The organism is Tunturiibacter gelidiferens (assembly GCF_014201335.1).
Taxonomy (GTDB): Bacteria; Acidobacteriota; Terriglobia; order Terriglobales; family Acidobacteriaceae; genus Edaphobacter; species Edaphobacter lichenicola_E.
Window position 1 is genome coordinate 390,431 of record NZ_JACHEB010000005.1, and the last position, 22,248, is coordinate 412,678.

General features: G+C 55.6%; 15 protein-coding genes. 8 read left to right on the forward strand and 7 right to left on the reverse strand.

The window, feature by feature from the left end; genetic code table 11:
- The first annotated feature begins 53 nt into the window (after positions 1 to 53).
- Genes HDF14_RS12935 through HDF14_RS12945 form a run of 3 tightly spaced genes read left to right on the forward strand, consistent with a single transcriptional unit; the run spans position 54 to position 5,518 of the window.
- A complete protein-coding gene (locus HDF14_RS12935) occupies positions 54 to 2,483 on the forward strand; it encodes a glycoside hydrolase family 95 protein (RefSeq protein WP_260698221.1) in 2,430 nt (809 codons plus the stop codon).
- Positions 2,484 to 2,494: 11 nt separating this feature from the next.
- Complete coding sequence (locus HDF14_RS12940; RefSeq protein WP_183977264.1) at positions 2,495 to 4,741, forward strand: alpha-galactosidase; 2,247 nt, start codon at positions 2,495 to 2,497, stop codon at positions 4,739 to 4,741.
- A gap of 51 nt (positions 4,742 to 4,792) precedes the next feature.
- Complete coding sequence (locus HDF14_RS12945; protein ID WP_183977266.1) at positions 4,793 to 5,518, forward strand: SGNH/GDSL hydrolase family protein; 726 nt, start codon at positions 4,793 to 4,795, stop codon at positions 5,516 to 5,518.
- A gap of 30 nt (positions 5,519 to 5,548) precedes the next feature.
- On the opposite strand, the gene HDF14_RS12950 is transcribed toward HDF14_RS12945, so the two are convergent.
- Genes HDF14_RS12950 through HDF14_RS12960 form a run of 3 tightly spaced genes read right to left on the reverse strand, consistent with a single transcriptional unit; the run spans position 5,549 to position 9,970 of the window.
- Positions 5,549 to 6,772 (reverse strand): hypothetical protein, encoded by a 1,224-nt coding sequence (locus HDF14_RS12950; protein WP_183977268.1) that lies wholly within the window; start codon positions 6,770 to 6,772, stop codon positions 5,549 to 5,551.
- The gene (locus tag HDF14_RS12955) at positions 6,769 to 7,905 is read right to left on the reverse strand and encodes a hypothetical protein (RefSeq protein WP_183977270.1); all 1,137 of its coding nucleotides are present in this window, start codon (positions 7,903 to 7,905) and stop codon (positions 6,769 to 6,771) included. Before HDF14_RS12955 ends, HDF14_RS12950 begins: the two co-directional genes overlap by 4 nt.
- Before the next feature lie 31 nt (positions 7,906 to 7,936).
- Positions 7,937 to 9,970 (reverse strand): hypothetical protein, encoded by a 2,034-nt coding sequence (locus tag HDF14_RS12960; protein WP_183977272.1) that lies wholly within the window; start codon positions 9,968 to 9,970, stop codon positions 7,937 to 7,939.
- A gap of 362 nt (positions 9,971 to 10,332) precedes the next feature.
- On the opposite strand from HDF14_RS12960, the gene HDF14_RS12965 reads away from it, so the two are divergent.
- Positions 10,333 to 11,391, forward strand: coding sequence for a LacI family DNA-binding transcriptional regulator (locus HDF14_RS12965; protein ID WP_183977274.1), 1,059 nt, complete (start codon positions 10,333 to 10,335; stop codon positions 11,389 to 11,391).
- Between the two features lie 72 nt (positions 11,392 to 11,463).
- Here the strand turns inward: HDF14_RS12965 and HDF14_RS12970 are convergent, their stop codons facing one another.
- Both HDF14_RS12970 and HDF14_RS12975 read right to left on the reverse strand, forming a co-directional pair.
- A complete protein-coding gene (locus tag HDF14_RS12970) occupies positions 11,464 to 13,566 on the reverse strand; it encodes an alpha-galactosidase D (protein ID WP_313899561.1) in 2,103 nt (700 codons plus the stop codon).
- A gap of 738 nt (positions 13,567 to 14,304) precedes the next feature.
- Positions 14,305 to 14,658 (reverse strand): SDR family NAD(P)-dependent oxidoreductase, encoded by a 354-nt coding sequence (locus HDF14_RS12975; protein ID WP_221304669.1) that lies wholly within the window; start codon positions 14,656 to 14,658, stop codon positions 14,305 to 14,307.
- A gap of 78 nt (positions 14,659 to 14,736) precedes the next feature.
- Between HDF14_RS12975 and HDF14_RS26045 the strand changes: the two genes are divergently transcribed.
- Positions 14,737 to 14,799 carry a hypothetical protein gene (locus tag HDF14_RS26045; RefSeq protein ID WP_313899568.1) on the forward strand — a complete coding sequence of 21 codons (63 nt, stop codon included), beginning with the start codon at positions 14,737 to 14,739 and terminating at the stop codon, positions 14,797 to 14,799.
- A 310-nt stretch (positions 14,800 to 15,109) separates the two neighbouring features.
- The gene (locus tag HDF14_RS12985; protein WP_183977278.1) at positions 15,110 to 18,502 is read left to right on the forward strand and encodes a carboxypeptidase regulatory-like domain-containing protein; all 3,393 of its coding nucleotides are present in this window, start codon (positions 15,110 to 15,112) and stop codon (positions 18,500 to 18,502) included.
- 544 nt (positions 18,503 to 19,046) lie between these two features.
- Here HDF14_RS12985 and HDF14_RS12990 read toward each other — a convergent pair.
- A complete protein-coding gene (locus HDF14_RS12990) occupies positions 19,047 to 20,129 on the reverse strand; it encodes an acyltransferase (protein WP_260698222.1) in 1,083 nt (360 codons plus the stop codon).
- A 474-nt stretch (positions 20,130 to 20,603) separates the two neighbouring features.
- Between HDF14_RS12990 and HDF14_RS12995 the strand changes: the two genes are divergently transcribed.
- Complete coding sequence (locus HDF14_RS12995) at positions 20,604 to 21,023, forward strand: energy transducer TonB (protein WP_183977280.1); 420 nt, start codon at positions 20,604 to 20,606, stop codon at positions 21,021 to 21,023.
- 212 nt (positions 21,024 to 21,235) lie between these two features.
- Complete coding sequence (locus HDF14_RS13000) at positions 21,236 to 21,682, forward strand: VOC family protein (protein ID WP_183977282.1); 447 nt, start codon at positions 21,236 to 21,238, stop codon at positions 21,680 to 21,682.
- A gap of 63 nt (positions 21,683 to 21,745) precedes the next feature.
- On the opposite strand, the gene HDF14_RS13005 is transcribed toward HDF14_RS13000, so the two are convergent.
- A complete protein-coding gene (locus HDF14_RS13005; protein ID WP_183977284.1) occupies positions 21,746 to 22,123 on the reverse strand; it encodes a tautomerase family protein in 378 nt (125 codons plus the stop codon).
- Positions 22,124 to 22,248 lie beyond the last annotated feature (125 nt).

Here is a 22,248-nt window from a genome sequence, read left to right on the forward strand (position 1 = left end):
AGGTATCGGCGTCTTTTGGGATGAAGCGGAGTCGAACAGATGAGGAGAGGTGGTTGAGTATCGACAGACGCAGTTTCGTGCAAGGTAGTCTGGCTCTGGTTGCCCTGCAACATACCCCCGGCGCTCTTTCGGAGAATGGCTCGACGGCAATTGCTGAAGAACTCTGGTACAAGCAGGCGGCAAGGCGCTGGCTTGAGGGGCTGCCTGTTGGCAACGGACGTCTTGGAGGCATGGTCTTCGGCGGCATTCAAAACGAGAGGATCGCGTTATCTGATTCGACAGCGTGGTCCGGCGCCACCGCAACAGGTGAGGTCAATCCAGGGGCGCTCCCGCACATCCGCGAGATACGTGAGCTCTTCTTCGCAGGCAAGTACGACGAAGCGCAGACGCTATGCAGTAAGTACCTCCCGGGATGCATGAAGAACTTCGGTACGAACCTGCCGCTGCCGGATCTGCAACTTGCATTCGAGCACGTTGACCAGCCGGTGGAGTACAAGCGATCGCTGAGCCTGAAAGATGCTATCGCTGCAGTTCGTTTTAAATGTGGCGGCGTTCAATATATGCGTGAGATTTTCGCAACCCATGCTGACGGTGTAATCGCAATACAGCTGACCGCTAGCCAACGAGGTGCGATCTCCTTTCGTATGAGCTTCAGTCAGGGCGAGATTCCAAATACCACAAGTACAGAGGGTCAAGACACATTAGTACTCAAAGGAAGCTGCTTCGAGGATAAGCACAGCAGCGGTCAAGACGGGGTAGCAATCCAGATTCGAGCCCAGGTGCTTGCCCGCGGAGGCACGATGTCCGCGATGAGCCAGGCCATCGCCGTCTCAGGCGCGGACGCCGTAATGATTCTGCTTGCTACCGGCACGAGCTTTCGCGGAGATAGCCCGGAGAAGGCATCTCGTGAGGCTCTGCGAAAAGCCTCAGCCAAGTCGTTCCGGCAACTTCGCCAGGCGCACCTTGAGGACTACCGTCCTCTGTATCGCCGCGTGTCGCTGGACCTGGGACCAAGCTCCCAAAGCGCGCGGCTGCAGCCAACAGATACACGTCGTAGGGCTATTGAGGATGGTGGTGACGATCCTGAGCTTGTTACTCTCTTCTTCCAGTACGGCCGCTATCTTACGATTGCGGGTTCCCGCGCAGACTCAGTCCTCCCGCTTGCACTGCAGGGTATCTGGAATGATGGGCTAGCCAGCAGCATGGGGTGGACCGACGACTTCCATCTAGACATCAACACTCAACAAAATTACTGGCCCACAGAGGTCTGCAATCTTTCGGAGTGTCATGCTCCGCTGTTCGGGCTCATTGAAGGTCTTGCCTCTGCGGGCAAGGCGACTGCACAGGAGATGTACGGCTCACCCGGCTGGGTCGCGCATACGGTCACCAATCCATGGGGTTATACTGCCCCGGGCGGCACAGGATGGGGCATCGTAGTGACAGCCGGCCTTTGGATCGCCACGCAGATGTGGCAACACTACGAGTTCACACGTGACTCAGAATTTCTCCGCGCCCGGGCGTATCCAGTACTCCGTGAAGCCGCTGAGTTCTTTCTCGCTTACATGGTGGAGGAGCCGAAACATGGCTGGCTTGTGACTGGACCTTCTGACTCACCAGAAAATTGGTACATCACTCCGTCCGGGCAACACGCCTCGGAATCGATGGGAAATACGATCGACCGCGTATTCGTCCACGCCTTATTCAGCATGATCGTGGAGGCCTGCGCTACGTTATCGATCGACGCCGATCTGCGCTCGCGGGTAGAGGCAGCTCGTACGAAGCTGCCGCCACTGCAGATTGGCCGGCACGGCCAGTTGCAGGAGTGGATGGAAGACTTTGAGGACGCCGAACCGAACCATCGGCACACCTCTCATCTCACGGGGCTCTATCCCGAGCATCAGATCTCGCCGCGCACCACTCCTGCCTTAGCCCGTGCAGCAGAAGTCACTATCCAGCGTCGAATGAGCGCGCCGCACTGGGAGCAGAGCGAGTGGGGCCGAGCGAACCTGGTGGTCTACTACGCGCGATTACTCAAAGGTGAAGAAGCTCACCGGCATCTCGTAGGTCTTATCGCAAAGGCAGCGGACGACAATTTAATGACCTACTCCAGTGCGGGCGTAGCCGGAGCCGATTCGAATATCTTCGCGATTGACGGCAATACAGCTGGAAGCGCTGGGATTGCCGAGATGCTTTTGCAGTCCCATGGAGGCGAGATCGAGTTACTACCTGCGTTGCCGGCAATGTGGCGAAATGGGTCCTTCCGCGGTCTCTGTGCACGAGGAAGTTACGTGGTAGCCGTGAAATGGCGCAACGGCGAACTTAGCTCAGCTACCATCACCGCGAGAGCAAGCGGGTCAATTCCGATCCGCTATCGCGACCAAGTTACTCACCTTCATCTTCAAGCCGGTCAGCAGGTCCGGTTGCGACCGCAGAGCTTTCTCGACAAAGCGCCCGACGTCGCCGACTCTCGCACCCAAACGTAGGAGTTGTATCCATGCAGTGTTGTACGGTTATTTCGGCTCTTCATCTACGTATTGCCGCTCTGGTGCTTGCTCTGTCTAGTTGTTTCACCGTCAACGTGAGCGCCCAAACTACGCCGGCGACCATCCAGTTCGATTCCACCACCGGTGTGTTTCGCATCGACGCCGCTGACAGCACCTATGTGTTCGGTATTAATGAAGTGCAGGGACTCCAGAACTTGTACTGGGGCGGACATCTCGCTGCAAGTGATCATTTCGCCGCTGCACACAGTATGCCGGAGCCTTCATCGTTCGAACTTCCAGTTACTGTCACTCCACAGGAGTATGTAGGGTGGGGAGGCGGACTCTATGTCGACCCAGATCTGAAGATCACCTTTCCTGATGGCAATCGGGATCTTGCACTGAAATACGTCTCGAATCGTATTGATGGAGATAGTCTCTCCATCGTGACGAAAGACATCTCACGCGATGTATACGTCACGCTTAACTATCAGGCCGATGGAGAGACGGGAATCCTTCGCCGCTCGGCGACAATAGAGAATCGCACCGGCGTTCCGTTCACGGTGGAGCAGATTGCAGCTGGTACCTGGAATCTCCCACGTGGCACAGACTATCGGCTTCGCTATCTCACCGGCCGCTGGGCAGGGGAGTGGAACGTGCAGGAAAGGCATATAGAGCCGGGTAAAACCGTGCTGGAGAGCCGCCGCGGTACTACCGGCGCACAAAACAACCCGTGGTTTGCTATCGACCGCGAAGGCGCAGGCGATCAAGATCAAGGTGAGATATGGTTTGGGGCGCTCGGTTGGAGCGGGTCGTGGCAAATATCTGTGGAGCAGGATCAGCTCCAACAAGTACGCGTCACCGGCGGCCAGAATGCCTTCGACTTCGCCTATCTGCTGAAGCCTCACGAAAAACTGACCACGCCCGACTTCTATGGAGGCTACTCTAGCCACGGCATCGGTGGCGCGTCCCGGCTGATGCACCGTTACGAAATCGACTCGATCTTGCCCCGTCATCCCAACCCAAACCTGCGACCCGTCGTCTATAACTCGTGGGAGGCGACTGGATTCGACGTAAATGAGGCTGGCCAGATGGTGCTCGCCGAAAAAGCGGCAAGCATCGGCGTCGAGCGCTTTGTGATGGATGACGGATGGTTCGGCGAACGCAAGAACGATCATTCCGGCCTCGGCGACTGGTACGTGAACCAGCAAAAGTTCCCCCATGGTCTCAAGCCGCTCATCGATAAGGTGAACTCGTTAGGCATGGATTTCGGTCTGTGGGTTGAGCCTGAAATGGTGAACCCAAATAGCGATCTTTATCACAAGCATCCTGACTGGGTATTGAATTTTCCGGGACGTCCGCGTACGGAGGGCCGCAACCAGTTAGTGCTCAACCTCGCCCGGCCTGATGTGCGGGCGTATGTCTATAGTTTTCTCGACAAGTTGCTAACAGAGAATGACATCGCCTTTCTCAAGTGGGACTACAACCGTAACTGGTCCGAACCCGGCTGGCCCGCGGCTGCGCCCGACTCCGAGAAGAACGTTTACGTCGACTTCACCAATAATTTCTACTCCATTCTCGTCGAATTGCGGCGGAAGCATCCGAATGTCGAGATTGAGTCCTGCTCGGGTGGCGGCAGCCGCGTTGACCTGGGTGTCATGCGCTTCACCGATGAAGTCTGGCCTTCGGACAACACTGATGCTTACGATCGACTGTTCATCCAGAACGGCTTCAGCTATGCGTACTCGCCCGGAGTCATGGCCGCCTGGGTGACGGATTCACCCACTTGGGTGAACAATCGATCGCTCTCACTCGAGTATCGCTTCTTGTCGTCCATGCAGGGGTCGCTCGGCATCGGAGCCAACCTGAACAAATGGACGCGTGAAGACGTGGACGAGGCCCGGGCGATGGTAGCTGCGTACAAATCCATTCGTGAAACGGTCCAGCGCGGTTCTCTCTACCGGCTGATTGCTTCGGAGAACAACAGCGAGCAATCCGTCACGGAGACCGTCTCACGGGATGGCAAACAAGCCGTCACGTTTGCCTTCCTTCATTCCAGCCGCGAGCTCTATCCATTTCCACTCGTGCAGCTGCGCGGGCTCGAAGAGAACGCAACCTACACGCTATCCATGATCGCCGGAAACGTTGACGACGGAACGCCCATCACTGCTTCTGGCTCATACTGGATGCATCATGGGCTTGATCTCAGACTCCGCGGCGATTTTCAGGCGGTGGCATTCACCTTGACCCGGACGAAGTAATCATGAGCGCTCATGCGCTGGGTTCAAAATAGGTATCATCAGGAGGATAATTTGCACGCGTCCACGCGTTCACGCAACCTGACTCACTATGGAAACCACAAAGCTCTTTACTGGTCCATTGCGATAACCGCATTGCTCGCCTGCGCGACGCTGCTCGGCGAGGCGCAGAAACAGATTTCCATTCCGGAGGAGATTGAGTGGACGTGGGAAGTGCGGCCATCGCACGCAGATCTGGCTCTTCCCAACGTGCTGCTGCTCGGAGATTCCATCACGCGTAACTACTTTCCTGAAGTTACGAAAGACTTGAAAGGGGTTGCGAATGTCTATCTCATGGCCGTGTCCACCTCAGTGGGGGATCCGCGGCTTCTGCGACAAATTGAGGAATTCGCAGCCATGGAGAATGTCACTTTCCGGGTGATTCACTTCAACAACGGTATGCATGGCTGGGATTACTCGGAGGCACAGTACAAAACTGCGTTGCCTGATCTGCTGCACAGTGTTGAGCAGATCGCTCCGAGTCACCATGCGTTGGTCTGGGCGACGATCACGCCCGTGCAGATCCAGGCCTTCAACGGTGCCACGAATGAGCGAATCAACGAGCGGAACCAGATTGCACAAGCGTTGTTCTCTTCGCTTGGAGTCACGATTGATGACCAGCATTCACTCATGATGAAGCACTTGGACACCTATGAGGACACAGTGCATTTTGGGCACTCTGGCGCGGCCCTTATGGGCGATCAGGCCGCCGACACGATTCGCACGGCCCTGCGGAAGTGAGGCGGCTTCCGGAAAATACTGTTCGGTGGTTTATCCCAACGACCAATGAAGAAGTTGCTCAACATCGCAGGTCTGCGTCGAAACTGTCCCTTTCGCAAGAGCCGGAGACACCGCGATGGCGGTTGTGCCTGACTCATGCCATGAAATGAAACGGCAGTTTTCCTCACCGTGCAGTCGGTTCAGGTTGATCCAGGTGTAGTAGGCCCCCATCTCAGCGTCAACCAGGGATCCGCGGGGGTCGAGCTCCTGTTCGCCATCTTCGACGGAAATCAGCTCATTCATCGGTCGGTCTGCCTGTCGAGGCGCATAGCGTAGTACTAAAGTGTCTGGACGTGCACGTCGCAACAACTCACGAGCTGTCCACTGCACGAACGTCGTGCTGAAAATCTGTGTGCCGGCTCCCTCCTTCAGTACACTCAATTCGAAGTGGCGAAGGACTTCGTCTGAACCGCCCTGAGAGTTGCCGAGTTGTGTCGGCCCCATCTGCATCATCCTGCTGCGCAGCTCTTCCGGACCAACCGAGCCTAACGAGCGTGCAGTGACCATGTATTGAAGCAAGTTGCGCCGCGTTGGCGCGAGGTCTCCGTATGAGATGGAGTTGACACCTGCTCGGGCGCCACTATCGTGTGTCTCTCCGCCGTCTACATACCAGTGGGCATAAGGAACTGGGTCAGCCTGTGCACGCTTCTCCAAAAGCGACATGACTGCCTTCAGGCCGCCTCCAGCACTGACATTTTCGAAGCAGATTCCATGCGGACGTAGATGACGAAACAGATCTTGTTCGCCGGTCGCATCGCGGCCAACGATAACGATGCAAAGTCGATCCCGGACCTTCTCCTGCTGCACACGAATCTGCGCGAGTTGATCGCCGTAAGCTGCTCCGGCCACATGAAAGGCATCCATGGCCCCCGCGCTCCATAAAAATGCTGTCATCTCTTCCACCGCACGGGAAGGCTGCGCGGCCCATCCAGTGCGTTGAAAACATGGGGCGATCGGGAGTGAATCGAAGCGAGCGAGAGTCTGCTGAAGATTGGGAAGGTCGCCCCTGTTTCTTAACGTATGCAGTTGCGCCTCTGTTTCAGCGCGTTCGACAGGGAACTGCCAGTCATAACCCATCAGCTCTCGAAGAAACACAGCGAGGAAGGCAACCGGCAATCTAGTCAACGTCGGCAGGTATCGTTGAGCGAGGTCACGCGCCTGCGAAGGGTATTTCGCGAAGTCGGACGACTGGAGCGAAGCTGGCGAGGCGATCATAGAACCTCTGTGAGTAGACTCCCGCGGCTGAATCGCGCGTTGCAGCCAAGTAAGTGTGCGAGCGTAGGCACCAGGTCCACGGACTGCACGGGACGGTCGACTGTAACGCTCTGGCGGATGTTTGGGCCCATTGCCATAAGCCAGGTGGTACGAGAGAGTGCGTCGCCGGTACGGTGATGCTGAAACCCATTGCCGCCGGGGCTCATGTCCGAGTCCCGGCCGAAATCCGGCAGTAGGAACAGATTTGTCTTGCCCGCATACTCGGGGTTGCTCTGAATACTCTTCCACAAATCCGCGCAGATGCTATCAGTTCGGGTGATTGCTTCGGTGTACAGCGAGAAGGCGCCGGAATGGGCAATGTCTATGTCATGCAGGGTGATCCAAAGCAGGCTAGGCGCTACTGTCTGCATTACGTGCTGAGCGATATAAAGCGACAACTCATCAGGGCTTTGGGACTTGCGCGCATGTGCGAGAAAATCGTCCATCGAGAGCTTCATCAACTCCGCCATTCCATGCAGCGAATCTTGACGTTTGGCTGTAAGTGGTGAAGCGATAGGCGACTCGTAGTTGTCTCGAAGCAGCTGGTCACAGTCGGCGACGGCGTGATGGTTGGCGAGGGTGAGCAGTTGCTTGGGCAGCACAACTGTCGCGCCGAGCCCATGGCCATAAAGCGTGTGATTGCTCTCGCCGATGTGGTCAAAGCCGTTGCTGGGAGCAATCACCCAAACGTCCGATGCTGGTCGTTGCCGATCCCGCCTGTAGTATTCGAAGATCGTCGGGTTGCTCGGCGCGATCGGCATGAAGTTGTCGAAAGTTTCGTAACAACCGGTTGCAAGGCCGGCGTTGGCAACATAGTGGCCTAGGATTCCCCGATTGACTACCTGGGTATAGAACGTAGCCTGTGGTATAAGCTCTTCGAGCAAACGAGGGATGTAACGTTGACCTTCAGGAGCGAACGTCTCTTCATCTCGAGCTCCGCCACCAAAGGTCACAACGATTGTCTTAGGCATAGGAGGAAGGGCTGCCGCTCGTAATGGCAATCCAAAGAACATCGCTGTAGCAGTGCCAATGCCGGCGGCTGAGCGCAAGAACTCGCGACGGCTGATCGCTCGCTCACAAGACATACGGAACATCTCTCTGCTCCACTCGCGTCCCATGTCTATCTCACTTCACTGTTCGCGCTTTGCTGTCGCTTCGCATCCCTTCGCTCGAGCCGAATACCTCGATCAGGCGCGACTCAGAGGGTGCTAGAACGACTGCAATGTTGCTTCCTGACATTGGTGTGGAGACACCGGAGGCGACATCGCGCACAACGGAGCCCTTGAATTTGGAATCGATGCGATCGAGATTCACCTGGATGGTGTGTTTCTCCTTGTCGTCGTAATTGAAGACGGCAATGTAGTATCCGTGAGCAGATTGTCGCGCGAACATCTTTGCGGCAACATCCCCTGTGTCGCCTTCCACGGGGCGAAAGACCTTCCCCTCATCGGCCACCTTCATTAGGGCGTGATTGTTGTATACCTGCAGCGCCATTGCTTGCCCGTCGGGATCGTCCGCCAGCCGCGTACTATCCAGAATCATGCCCCCGCTGATGATCGTCGATAGAAGGCGGCTTTGAGCTTCCACGAGATTGCGTGCGCCCTCATCGGCCTTGGTCCCTAATGGGATGTGGTCAGGATCGATGAGGTACAGGCTTTCGTCCGTCCACCAGGCGTACGTCAACGCATTCAACATATATTCCGTGGATTGATCTTTACCGCTAATGTGACCTTTGGTATCGCATGAGAGTCGCCTTGCGTGGCCATAGCCGGAAGGGAACAGTGGGGCAATGGAGAGACTCAAGAACATGCGCCCGGCATTCGCCTTCACGACGTCCTGCATGCCCAGGTTATAAGCCTCGGTTCCGGTTTGAATCGCAGGATCAGCGTGTACGCCTTCCAATGCGCCGTGGCTGAGAAAGTCGAGTTTGAGATATTTGAAGCCCATCTTCGCAAGCATGTCGATATAGAACTGTGTCCGCAGACGCGTGCCCGGCGCGGTTGGATCAATAGGCTTGCCGCCGTCGACCGTCGGCAAAAATGCGCCATCAGGCCCTTTAAGCAGAATGTCGCGATACCGATACTTCCCATCCGTACCCTCCACGAATGCGTCGAGATCGCCGCCCCAGGCAGCAAATGGCGTCCAATAGATACCGGGTTCGAAAACTGTGCCGTCGCTCGATTTCATCGACTTCACGGTGGCCATCGCGTCTTCAAGCGCTACTCCGTCGAGACTGGACCAAAACGCATCGAAGTTGATGTAGACCGCCTTCCGCGAGAATCCTTCAGGGCTCAGCTTGTCGTGTACGAACTGTGCGGAGCCAATGTAGCGTTGGCGATTGATCTTGTCTGCGTATGCCGCCCAACTATTCCACCCCAGCGGACGCGGACCGGCCCAGCCGAGCGGCGGATGCATTTCGGCGTTCCGTTTGCCATAAGCTTCCATACCATTGCGCCAATCACTAAACTCTCCCACCATCACGCGGGGAGACAGCACCTTCTTGCCGCTCACGACGCCATGAGCAACAAAGTCGTGCGTATCGCTCCGTTCGCCAAGCTGCCCCTGCAAACCGCCAAAGACCTCGAGGTCTTTCAACGACCCATTCTGCGCCTGCACAGTCAACGAGGTCTTCCAGACATCGTGGGTCAACGATCCAAACACAAAGCCGCGGCGGCTTGCGTTGTCGTAGATCGTCGTCACCTCGTTGCTTGTGATACGTTGGTCGGGTTGCTGTAGTGCTACAGCATTGAACCGAAACCACATGTCATTGTCATACGGTACGTGAAGCACACGCAGTGCGTCCTCATGCACGATTTGGAATGCTCCTTCCCCATGTACCCGCACAGCGACGAAGCGATTGGTCGCAACAGGGGTGGTCGAGGAATCCAGTTCAGCTTGGATCTCTACCCACGGCTTTCCGGCTGGGATATAGACACGCTGAATCAGTGTAGGCAGCCCGAGCTTAGTATGTTCGATCGTGATCTCGTGCGAGCCGCTGATGACTCTATGACCCGTATAGGTGTCAGTGGTAAGCAAACGTCCGTCTGTAAGAGTTACATTTGACGTGAGCCCCTGTAACTCGCTCCCGTCCCGCCATCTCAGAGTGATCTCTCCCGTCCTGGAATCGACCTTCACCGCGACAGTTTCCGCGTAGGGCACGTTAGAGCTCTGCGCGCGAATGCAATTGGTCGCCCCACACACGAGAGCAAGAGAGAAGACTAATGATGCCGCGGAAGTTCGATTCAGAATCATGGATGCTCTCTCAAAAAGAGGTCTGCGACCACCCGATTGCAGTCAAAGCATCAGGTCAGTCAACCTGACGACTGTTTTACACTCTAAAATGTATCCGGTTACATGCAAACTCACAATATAGCGGCGCTTTGAAGTGTGTCAACTTCGCAAAGCGTTCCTAACGGATCGTTTCGTCCGGTTTGCTCTCGACAATCGGGTAGACTGAGCGGGAGATTCATCGTCTCGATTTGAAGTTCAGCAACAGAGTTTTTGTCGCGGAGACGGAATCCATGCGCCAGAATGCCGAGAAATCAGGACCTAAAAAGCCTGCGACGATGCGAGATGTGGCGAGACACGCAGGAGTGTCAGTAGCCACGGTCTCGCGCGCTCTGGACGGCTCCTCGCTGGTGACAGAGGAGACCGCGCTCGTGGTGCGACGCGCAGTAGCGAAACTTAATTTCGTCCCAAACATCTCAGCGCGCACACTAAAGTATGGGCAGAGCCATGCTATCGGCGTTATCGTTCCGGACCTGACAAACCCATTCTTTTCAGAATTTCTTCGAGAATTTGAGGCTCTCGCCTCAGCCAACGGGCAGGTTGTTCTGCTGGCGAACGCAGAGGCCAGTGTTGGTGGAGCGCTTACATCGGTCCGTCAGTTGCTAATGAGACTTGTCGACGGAGTCGTGGTTCTACCATCGCTCGACGAACTGGAGCCGTATCAATTGCTGACGCTTCGCAAGGTTCCAACGGTGGCCATTGATAGCCGCAGAACTGGCCCTTGCTTCAGTGACGTGAGTCTGATGCATGAGGAGGGAATGAGGCAGGCGATCGGTTATTTGAAGGACCTTGGGCACCGAAAAATCGCTTTCATTGGCGGTTCATCGGGGCTCATGATCTCGAAGTTGAGGTTGGATGCCTTTCAAGCCTCCCTCAAGATGCACGGAATTACAGTCCGCCATGAGTATGTCCGCTATGGAAACTATCGTGCGGACGGAGGAGACCGTGAGTTGCGCAACCTCATGCTCCTGGCGGACAGGCCAACTGCTGTCATTGGAGTCAATGATTTGACTGCGCTGGGAGCTCTTCGGGCGGCACGTACATTGAACATCTCTGTCCCAAATGAGATCTCTATAGTCGGGTTCGATGGCATCGAACTGGACGATCTGGTATCGCCGAGTCTGACAACCATGAGCGTTTCTCGCAAGCTTATCGCCCAAAGCTGTCACGGAGCTTTGGAGGAGATGCGGGTCGGGCGAAACGGTCTCGGCAGGCAGCTATACATTCCGGTTGAACTTATCGTTCGTCAATCGACAGGCCGTCCACTTCGTAAAATGACGAAGTCTCGCTAGCTGAGCTGCTCTCGATGCAAACGAAAAAAGGCCCCTTCTATTTTCGAAGAGGCCCGAAGCGTTGAGTAACGACTAGAAGACTAGTGGCGAAATGGTGATTGAGTCCAAATCAGGAGCGTAGTTCGAGGGGTTATCGAACACGATCTGATTCTTGCCGGCCGTAAGCTGGACCTGGATAACAGTGCTCGTCGGCGTGCCAAAGCTGTATCCATTGAGGTCGAGCTCTTTGGCCGGCTGATCGTTTACGGTGACGGAGAACGACCGTGGCCCTTGCGTGAAGTAATCGATTTCAAGGTTGTAGGTACCAGCGGATGGCACCTCGACATCCGCGAATGTCACACTGTCTCCGGGCCCGCCCCCGATGTTGCCCGCCTTCGCCAGACCGGAGGCGTTGCCGTTGAACCCAGCGCTTGCAGAGCCGCTGAGCGCTGCCAGCTCCGCTTCGTAGGTTTGCGTCTCGGGATAGGGCGCGGTCCCATTTCCACTGATCACGATACGGTCGAGATCGGGAGGATAGCTGATGGGGTTTCCGAACTCGATGCTGTTGTCGCCTTTTTTCAACTTCACGGGAATCGTCAGCTTGGAGGGAACGTTGCCGCTTCCACCGCTGGAGTTGAGAGTGATTGCGGGACCTCCATTGACATTGATGATGTAAGAGCGGGTACCGTTCGTAGCCGAGTCGACTTCCATGTTGTAGACGCCGTCGCGATCGACCTTCACATCGTCGAAGAAAACGTTGTTGTTCGGGCCGATGCCGATGAAACCAACCTTCTTGCCCTCCGAGCACAGAGGACAATCGGCGACCTGGGCTGATCCGGTGAGCGTGGCCTGGTACGCCTCATAGCTGGTGGACTTGGCCGGAGGGACCTTCACTACACCGCGCACCTTTAGCAGACGAACGCCATGACCGGGGACAACGGTTGAGTATTCAAGCAGCGACGGTCCGAGCTCTGTGTGGCTCCACAGGTCCCGCGTGGTAAGCGTAGCGGCGAAGCCGAGATCGCTCCACGGCAGGCTCACGCGCGTCGGAATGGAGTTCAGGTTGAAGAGAGCAACGTAATACTCGCCATTGCCCAGATTCGACGCCCAGATCGGCGTAAAGCCTGCGCGAACCTGCTTCGCGGGATGGCCCGACTGGTCGACGGCGATCACCTCGTCGTTGCCGAGAATCTTCTTGCCTGTCGCTGACATCTTCGTTAGATCGCCGCCAATGGAGAGCGGAGCGTTGGCCATGGCCCAGAGGCTCATCGCCGTCTGCTGCTCCAGCGGGGTGATGCCATCGGTCGCGTCGTTACCGATCTCAAGAGAATCCAGATCGTTCCATCCGAGCGTGGGTCCCGCGGTCGACTCCCAACTCGGAAGATCGAGGAAGCGAACTTGGATACGATTCCACTCCGTCAGAAAGGGGCAATCTCCCTCGCACTCTACGTCGCCTTCGATGCGCCGCGCGTTGCTGGTCGCCTGCCAGTCTGCGATGTAATCCTGATCGAGCGCCCAGGATATTGTTAGCCAGATTGGACGTCCACTCTGCGCAATCGCCTTTGAAAATGCGGCTACGTCGGGGCGATTGTCGATGCTGGTGTCGTCGTTATAGGAGCCCGGCGTGACAGCTTCGAGTTTGATGAAGTCCGCACCCCACGAGGCGTAGAGATCGACAACGGAGTTGATGTACTCCTGCGCTCCGGGTTTGGTGTAGTCGATCTTGTCGCCTCCGCCGAAGGCGTTGGCGATGGTTGCCGGCTTCACAATGATGTCCTGTAGGTGATAGGGAGTTCCGAGGATAGGCTTATTGGCTGCGACCTGATCGGTGCCGACGCCAGGGTTCAGGTACATCCCGAACTTCTGCCCGTTGGCGTGAATATGCTGGATCATCGCGACGACGTCGGGGAAGCGTGTGGTGTCGAACAGCGTACGGCCATAGGCATCGGAGGCGCCGGTCCAGCCGGCATCAACGTTGATGTAAATATATCCGTGCGGCTGCAGGCCAGAGTTCCGCAGAGCGTCGGACTGCGCGATGATGCTCTCCTGGGTGAGGAAGGTCTGGGTGGGACTGATTGTCTGCTGGCTGAAGGTGCTCCAGCCGAGATACGGTCGTTGGCCCACCCCATTCACCTGCGCGTGACTTCCGGTTACGCAGGCTATGAGCGTTGTGGCAAGTAAGAGGCGAGATTTCACGATAGTTTGCATCCAGGAAAGCGGTTTTCTCAGCATTCGGGTCTCCCATTGCGAATATTTGCATGCGCCAGCCCTCACGTTTTAGTTTTCAATAGTGAGAGTTAACTTGCGCCAATGAAAAATACTCCTATAGCGAAAGATTTGGCAAGTAACTTTTCGATAAAGATGGATTGTTGACGACAAGCCGACTTTCCGGCACTAATGTTCTTGACCCGATGACGTGGAAAACGGCGGCAAGAGAGCTAAGCAAGAGGCGCAGTGCCGGGCGCGATGGTCTTGCAGCGAACCCGATCAAAGCTCTCCACTGAGACTCTGCTTTCTCTCGCTACGGCATCGCCTTGCCTAAGCCGATAGTGAGGTCGAGAAGCAGGTGTGCTCAGCTTTGCTCTGAAGCCTGTGGAAGTAAAGCGCTATATTTATGCGCCAGAGATGCCTCAGTTCTTACAGATCACTCCTCAGCATCGGATTTCCCAATAAGCGCAAACCTGGTTTGTGGCTTAAGTTGGAATTGAGAGGTTGCGTCGGTTCTTCGTGATGCATTGATTCGTTTAACCGCGGAGAAAAGCTTCGAGCTTTCGCCGCTATAGATGCGCTGTTCGCCGACCACCAGGAAGGCCAGTAATTTAGAAAATAGGGTTCACGTTTCTCCACGGTTTGTTTCCCATGACGAAATGATCAAGTGTTCGTCCGTTTTTAGCGCGCTGGCTCCCGAGAGGCTTGGCTCGTGATGCTGATCTATTACCGGGAGCCGTTGGCGAAACAGGATAATCCGCCGATAGCTAATGCACGCATTTGAGGGTCGTTCAATTGCTGTCCGATGGCAGTGCGCCCTCCATCCACGGCAAGTTTTGCGCCGTGAATGAAGCTGGAACGGTCTGCCGCCAGGAAGACAATTGCTTCAGCAATTTCCTCGGCGGTTGCCGGACGACCCGCAGGCACCTGGGCCGGAGTTGTTCGAGCTCTCACCCATCGCATCCGTACCTCCGTGCGCGTGGGCCGGGGACTCACCGCGTTCACGCGGACACCTTTTGATCCATATTCGGCAGCCCAGGTTTTCGTCAACAGATTGATGATGTTGATGAGAATAGCCAAGCGATCTCTTGCAAGCAGAGAGTTTGCCCCTCGGTATCGAGGCACTAGAGATTCGTTCGCAAGGAAACGCTGCGCCTCATCCATGAGTGTGTCTTCGGGATTCTCGCGTTAGAGAGCGAACCAATCGACCCCCGACTCTAGACCCTAAACCTCAATACGTATGATGACGTGTCAAAGCTGATAGACATTCCCAGGGAACACCGGTTCAACTGAAGCTGCCGTTCGCCCTCCGAAGTTGATGAAAACCCGACTTCGTGGGAACTAGGCGGCTGGCGATCAGTCAACACAAAACGCGTTTCTCATTACTGATCGAACCGTGATTAGAGCTTCGGGCTAGATCGAAAGATTGAACTTGGAACCGTCCATGAGGTGGTCGCGAAACAAGGTCGGCGGTTGTTATCGTGCTGGCAGCTCATTTCACCACATTCTTTGGATTCTAAGAGGAATCACCATGCTCAAGCGGTTGGCGCCGTTGTCCCTTTTCCTCGCACTGATTACCATGGCGTCACAGGCTCAAAGCAACTACGCGACATTGCGGGGAGAGGTCACCGATCCGCAACATCTACCCGTGCCCGGAGCGAAAGTGCGCATCACTTCCGACCTCACTGGCGCGGCACGCGATGTGACGACCGACAACGCGGGCCTCTATGTGGAGGGAGGTCTGCAGCCAGGCGGATATCAGGTAGAGATCGACAAGAACGGGTTCGCCACAGCCAAGCAGTCGCTGCAGCTGGAAGTGGGACAAAAGGCCACGCTCGATATTCCTCTCTCTCTTGGGCCTGTGGCACTGGCGGTCAATGTCGGTGTCAACGGCGAGTTACTTCGTACTGCCGATGCCACCGTCGGTGCAGTTGTCGATCGCGACTCCGTGCAACAGTTACCCTTGAATGGAAGGCAGCTTATCGATCTCGTCGCCACCGTGCCCGGAGCCCACGTGAGCATGGGCGCTCAGCAAGGCAATGTGAATCCCTTGTATTGGCGTCCCGGACAGTTTTCTGCCGTGAGCATTGCGGGGGCTCGGCCCAATGCGAACTACTTTTTGCTGGATGGAGCGACCAATACCGATCCCACGTTTAACACACAGAACCTGAATCCGAATCCGGACACGGTGCAAGAGTTTCAGGTTCAAGTTGGAAGTTATTCAGCCGATATGGGCGGCGCGGGCGGTGGCCAGATCAACATCGCTACGCGCTCCGGAACGAACGCATTTCACGGCACAGCGTATGAGTTTCTGCGCAATGGAGCGATGGATGCCTTCACCTTTGGCTCGATGGGCATGACCAAGCACCTGGTTCAGAACAACTTTGGAGGAGCCGTCGGCGGCCCGATCTATAAACACACGTTCTTCTTCGTGAACTATGAAGGTTTGCGCAGGTCCGCGGCAGATCCCATGACCGATACAGTCCCCACCGCAGAAGAGGCTTCGGGAGACTTCAGCGACAGTGGAGTGAACATCTATGATCCGAACTCGACGTATGCGAATTCTGCCTACAACCCTGCGCTTCCCATCAGTGCTTCAAACCCGCAGTCTCTGCGAAAGCAGTTTGAATACAACGGCAAACTGAATGTGATTCCGCCCGGCGAGCTAAATTCGGCATCGTTGATCATGCTGCGGCAATACGTGCCCCAGCCCAACCAGATGAGCGGCATGATGGGCATGACCATGAATGGGCAGCCCACAGTCGTGGGAGGTGGAAACGATTCCAACAATTACCTCGACCTGCGCAACGAGCTCCACTACACCGACCAGGGCGCCGTGCGCGTCGACCACGACTTCAACAGGGGCAGCACAGTCTTTGTCCGGTACAGTGCTCAGGGTGAACATGGATTCATGCCTGAGAACCTTCCCGGTTTCGGCTATTCTCACGACAATCTCGCGCAGCAGGGAGTGCTCGGTCTCAGCACCGTCCTGTCGTCACGCATGATAAACACCTCTACGCTGGCCATCTCGCGGCTCAGCATGGATCACACAACCGAGAGCGCGAACAAAAACGATATCGTCGATCAGTTAGGAATTCAGGGCGTAGGATTCGGCGGCCCTGGGGCCTGGGGTGCTCCTTACTTCACGGTGCAGGGATACTCGCCCTTTGGCGACAGCTACTCGGCCACGCCGATGCATGCGTGGGACACGATCATCGAGGGGCGTGATTCGCTCACTTTCCAAACCGGTAAGCACACCCTCAAATTCGGCGGCGTTTACCAGTGGTACATCTGGCCGATGTGGGGCTTCTTTCAGAATCGCGGCTACTACCAGTTCACCAGCGGCTTCACCACCGAGACGTTGACCAATGACGGCACCGGCTCCGCGCTGGCGAGCTTCCTGCTGGGCATGCCCGTAGTCAGGCAGCGGCAGGCGGGCATTCCCCAAATGAATCTGCGTCAGTGGTACGCAGATGGCTTCGCGCAGGACACCTGGAGAATCACCCCGTCGACGACCATCAATTATGGCGTTCGTTACGAGTACATGAGCGCGCTCTGGGACGTGACCTATACGAACAGTAACCTCGATCTCAGCACGGGCGTGCCGCAACCATTTATCGGCGGACAGAACGGATACCCGAGGGGACTGATGTACCCCAACGGAAAGAACTTTGCACCAAGGTTCGGCCTAGCGCAGACCTTCGGCTCCCTTGGATTGGTCTGGCATGCGGCCTACGGCGTCTTCTTCACTCCCGTCGATATGAACACCTGGTGCAATCAGCGTCACAACATTCCATACGTCTTCCCGGAGACGGCACAGAGCGACAACTACACCCCAACCGCCGCAATCGCGAACTATAACTTCGGACAACCAGTGCTCGGCAAAACAGTCGTCAGTTTCACGGCAATGAGCCTCCATCCCTCTCCGCAATACATCCAGCAATGGAGCACCTCACTCGAGAAGACCCTCGGCCAGAAGACAACCATTGAGATCGGCTACATTGGTTCAGGCGGATGGCATCTGCAACGCGCCCACCTGATCAACAATGCTCAGCCCGGTCCTGGTCTTATTCAGCCGCGGCGTCCCGTTAAATCCATGAGCTTTGTCCCGGGAACCGTTTTGCCTTCGAACATTCAGGTGTTGAACCCGGCAAGCCCACTCGTCACGCCGGTCAGCACTATTAACCTCCTCGAGAACTCGGCGCAAAGCTGGTACGACGCTGGCTACGTCACATTAAGGCATAGATATGGACGCGGGCTATCGCTCGTCGCAAACTACACCTACGCGAAAAATCTTTCGAATGCACCAGACTTCAGGTCACCTATGTATGAATCTGCAATTCCGCAGAACAACAACAATCTGGACGCTGAGAAGGGGGCGGCCTGCGATATACGTCATCGCTTTGCGCTGACCGGCGTCTACGACATCCCTACATGGAAGGAATCACGGTTTGCAGAAGTCGCGACAGAGGGCTGGCGTTTGTCCCTGATCTATCAGATACAGACCGGCTATCCGCTGACAATCTCTGTCTTCGGCGACACTGCCAATGCGGGAACGGCACTCGGCGAGAATCCGATCCGGGCAAACTATACCGGCAAACCGATGTTCGGCCAGGGCACCCGCAACGCGAACGAGTGGTTCAATACAGCAGCGTTCGCCGCTCCTTCCGCCTATACCTTCGGCAACGTGGGTCGGAACTCAGTCTATGGACCGGGTATGCAGAGCTTGGACTTCGCCCTGGTGCGGAGCTTTCCGATCACCGAGAAGGCGAACTTCGAACTCCGCGGCGAAGTCTATAACGCTCTGAATAAAGTGAACTTGGATACGCCGAACCGGTTCGTGAATACTGCAGGATTCGGAACGATCACAGATGCGATGGATCCAGCTCGCCAAATTCAATTGAGTGCTCGCATCTCGTTCTAAGCAGAGACACTCCGCAGTTGGCACAGACCATAGCCGACGTCCGGGGTGTAGACAGTCCACGTGAAATCGAGACCGCGCCGCGACTGGTGATGGGATACTTTCTTCCTCATCTTCCAGGCGAACCGTCTGCAAGCCCGAGTGATTCGAGCTGGCGATTCCAGAAACTGGTGTCAATGAATCAAATCGACGCGCTTTCTGCCTGGTCACCAGCAACTGATCCGTGGAAAATGGGTTGCACTGCATCTCGCGATAGGTCCTCGCAAGCTGCATGAGGAAGTACCCGAGCGTGGAACACGAACCAATGACTCCTCGATGAGCGCTTCGGCACCGGTCACTCCATACTGACTGTTGGCGTAAATCGAGAATCTCGAAGTGCAGACGGTCCGTAGAAAGTCCAAGTTCTCTGAGTGCCATTAGCCCTGAGATTGATCATCTGTTCTGGTGGGGGAGAGCGCTTTTGACGCAGGGAAATGGTGAAGACCGGCTTGGGAGCAGAATCTTTGCGGTGCTTCTCAAACTGGCCGAACGACCGATGTTTGGGGGCCTAGCCGATGAGGTATTTGCTCCCCGGCAACAGCGAGAGCAGCTTGAGCCCGAGATAGGTAATAACGAAAGTAGTGAATGCGATTGCGGGAATGCGCACGAACGCATTCCCGATTATGGGCGCCATGCGGGTATGAACGGCGTTGAGTACGATGATGTGCGCCAGGTACATGCCATAGCTCATGCGCGAGAGATCGTCTATCAATCTCCATAGGAGGCTGTTGCCGCGATTCGCATGAATGTTTCGGAAGAGCAGGAAGAGTCCTGCTGTCATGATCGCAACGTTCAGCGTGGTGAAGTTCCACGTCAGCTCGAGGCTCTTTACTTCGTGCTCGTAACCTAGTCTGTAGAGAAATCCTCCGGCAGTAGCGGAGTAACCCACCACAATCATGCCAATTGCGAGCCAGTCGATACGCCACGAAGGCGCCATCCAGAATCGCTTGATGTAGGCGGCCAGTACGGCATAACCAATGAAGCCTGAGAAGTAGTAGAGGGTTGGCGTTGCATTCCAATAACACTCGCCCCACACCTCTGCGAAGAAGAGGTGAATGAAGGGCAGCGTCAAGGTCACGCCCCACAGCACCAGGAAGAGTTCCATGCTCTTGCGGCTTGCCGATACGATCCACGGCGAGAACACGGGGGCGATAAGGTAGATCGCCATCAGCATGTAGACGAACCATAGATGGCCGACTTCGGTGCCGTAGTTGACGGGGATTTTGGCGATGTTGAGCAAGGCGGTCCGAAAGGTGATCGCTCCTTGCGCGTAGTAATAGAAGGCGTAGACTGCGCACCAGATCACGAAGGGAATCAATACGCGGGTGAAGCGCTTCCGGAAGAATTTACGCTCATCTTCGATGGGAAAAAGGAAGAATCCGGTAATCATGACGAACAGCGGCACGCAGACGCGTAGGAGAGAGTTTGTCCATCCCACGGCCCAAGACCCCGCTGTGTGCAATACGGTTCCGCCTGGTGATATGTACTCGAACTCGCCGGTGTGGATCTGCATGACCATGTAAATCGCAATAACGCGCAAGAGATCGAAGCCGCGATGCCGCGTGTGGACGGGAGAAGCTGAGATTTTCAAGATATGCGGGTTCCAGTCATTTGAAGATGATAGTGAAAGCCTCGTTGGCGAAAACGGTGTAATGGGAAGCTGCGAGAGAGGTTGACAGACCGCATTGTGCCCCAGTGTTAAACCAGTTGATGATAAATCGCCAAAGCACTCAGCGAACCCGATTGTGGCTTTATTGGTGATTAACGGACAATCCGGAAACTAGTCTTCTTTTTGATCGGGTAGCCTGGTGACTTCCGATTTGCCCGACAATGCGCGCACAACATCCCAAGCCGCAAATTCAGAGACAAGCAGGAACTGCTAACTACGCATCATGCGTAATGCACAATTGCGTAGTTTGGGGGAACAAAAGACCGTGTGAGCAGGGTATAAACTTTCGCCATGCCCTCCTTCTACGTAAGAATCTCCGGCATGCGTTTGCCCGGCAACTCTCCGCGTTCTTTTCTATTTTTCTGCTTCTGGAGCGCATTAACCGTAGGGGAAAGTGTGGGTCAAGAAGCACCTGAGCCGCGAAAGCCGCTCAAAGTTTCAATGCAGATAATGGCTGCGCGGCTTCTAACCACGGTGACGCCTCAATCACCGGCGATGCCTAAGTGTTTCGATCGAATGGTGACTTTAGACGTGGTTGTCCGAGAGGATGGAACAGTCGCCTCAATTAAAGTTATCGGCGGGCTCGAAGAGTTCAGAGAATCGGCAATAGAGGCGGTCCGACAGTGGACTTACAAACCCTATATGGAAGACGAAAAACCCACTGCCGTAGAGACGACAGTACTGGTTTTCTATCCAAACGTCGGACCGGCCGGTTCGCTCTTTGTTCCAGATGGGAAAGGTGGGAGTAAGGGAGGTAAATTCCTCCCATTGCCATCCGAATGCGGACCCCCGATTCAGATCAAGAAGGCACAGTGAGAATACTGATAGTGGGTGACGGGGTACCCCATATCTCGATTCTGAGATGTGGGCATTCGAGCGAAGCTCGAACCGCTGCTAAATCCAAGCGTCGCCCAATACCTTGGTCCAATTGATTCGCCTTTCCTCGTCAGGCTTAATTGTGGCTGGGTAATCGACACGGATGTACCGGAATCAGCAAGTGAGCACGGTTATCGGAATTGGAGTCGCCAATGGGCAGCGTACAAATCGAACAAAAGAGCTATGAGATGCCCCCGAAGGACGGGATGAGCATCGCGCATTTTCTCACCGTGAAGGACATCGAGCGATCGGCTCGCTACTACGAAAAGGTCTTCGGCGCTCGCATTCTGAGCCTGGGCGACGGCAACGCGCCCGGGTACCTTCAACTCGCGAATATCTGGATGATTGTGAACGTAGGAGGCGGCCCGACGGTGGACAAGCCGACGGTATCGCTCAGCGTCCCCGACCCGAATCACATCAGCAGCTTTTTGAACTTTCGCGTCGCGGACATTCAAGCATGCTATGAGTTATGGAAAAGTCGAGGAGCCGAGTTCATCACGGAGCCGCTCACCAAATACGGCGAGATCCGCTGCTACATCCGCGATCCTGACGGCTACATCATCGAGGTCGGTCAAAGCACAGATCTCCAGTACGGTTGACGCCTGGTGCCCAAGGAGGGGCAATGTCTACTTTCCATCGAGCCGTGTCGGGGTAATGAGCCGCTAAACCCACGGCTCGCCATTGCCGAATGACCAATCCGAGCGGTCAACGAAGACCATGTTGATCATGATGTCATCAGGGCGCACGGATAGCTTGCTCTTCAGTTCGTCGGCTATAAATCGGAAGAATGCAAGCTTCGAATCCTTGTCATTTCCGACAGTGCTGGTCACTTGTATCAACATGAAGTCAGGCGATCGATCCCAGCCGAGGAATTTGGGGTCGTAAATTAAATTGTCGGTTGTATGCTCGCCGATGACGATGAAGCGGTCGCCGTCCGGCGCCTTCAGGACATCGACGATCCCCCGGTACACGACGTCGGCCACAATGGCGCGATACTCGGCAGTCTTTCCTTTAAGCAGATCGATACGAGCAAACGGCATAATAGTCTCCTCTAGGTGCAGAATTGGTTGAAAGAACGTTCAGATTTCTCTTTCAAGCCGAAGCAGACGATAAGACTTCGTGCCTGACTGATGGTTCCAACTTATGATAGCCGGGTGCCCCACAT

Bases quoted from the DNA above. Each gene is read 5' to 3' on its own strand.
- HDF14_RS12955 (WP_183977270.1), bottom strand. From the start codon at position 7,905: ATGTTCCGTATGTCTTGTGAGCGAGCGATCAGCCGTCGCGAGTTCTTG.
- HDF14_RS12985 (WP_183977278.1), top strand. From the start codon at position 15,110: ATGCTCAAGCGGTTGGCGCCGTTGTCCCTTTTCCTCGCACTGATTACC.
- HDF14_RS12950 (WP_183977268.1), bottom strand. From the start codon at position 6,772: ATGATCGCCTCGCCAGCTTCGCTCCAGTCGTCCGACTTCGCGAAATAC.
- HDF14_RS12965 (WP_183977274.1), top strand. From the start codon at position 10,333: ATGCGCCAGAATGCCGAGAAATCAGGACCTAAAAAGCCTGCGACGATG.
- HDF14_RS13005 (WP_183977284.1), bottom strand. From the start codon at position 22,123: ATGCCGTTTGCTCGTATCGATCTGCTTAAAGGAAAGACTGCCGAGTAT.
- HDF14_RS13000 (WP_183977282.1), top strand. From the start codon at position 21,236: ATGGGCAGCGTACAAATCGAACAAAAGAGCTATGAGATGCCCCCGAAG.
- HDF14_RS12940 (WP_183977264.1), top strand. From the start codon at position 2,495: ATGCAGTGTTGTACGGTTATTTCGGCTCTTCATCTACGTATTGCCGCT.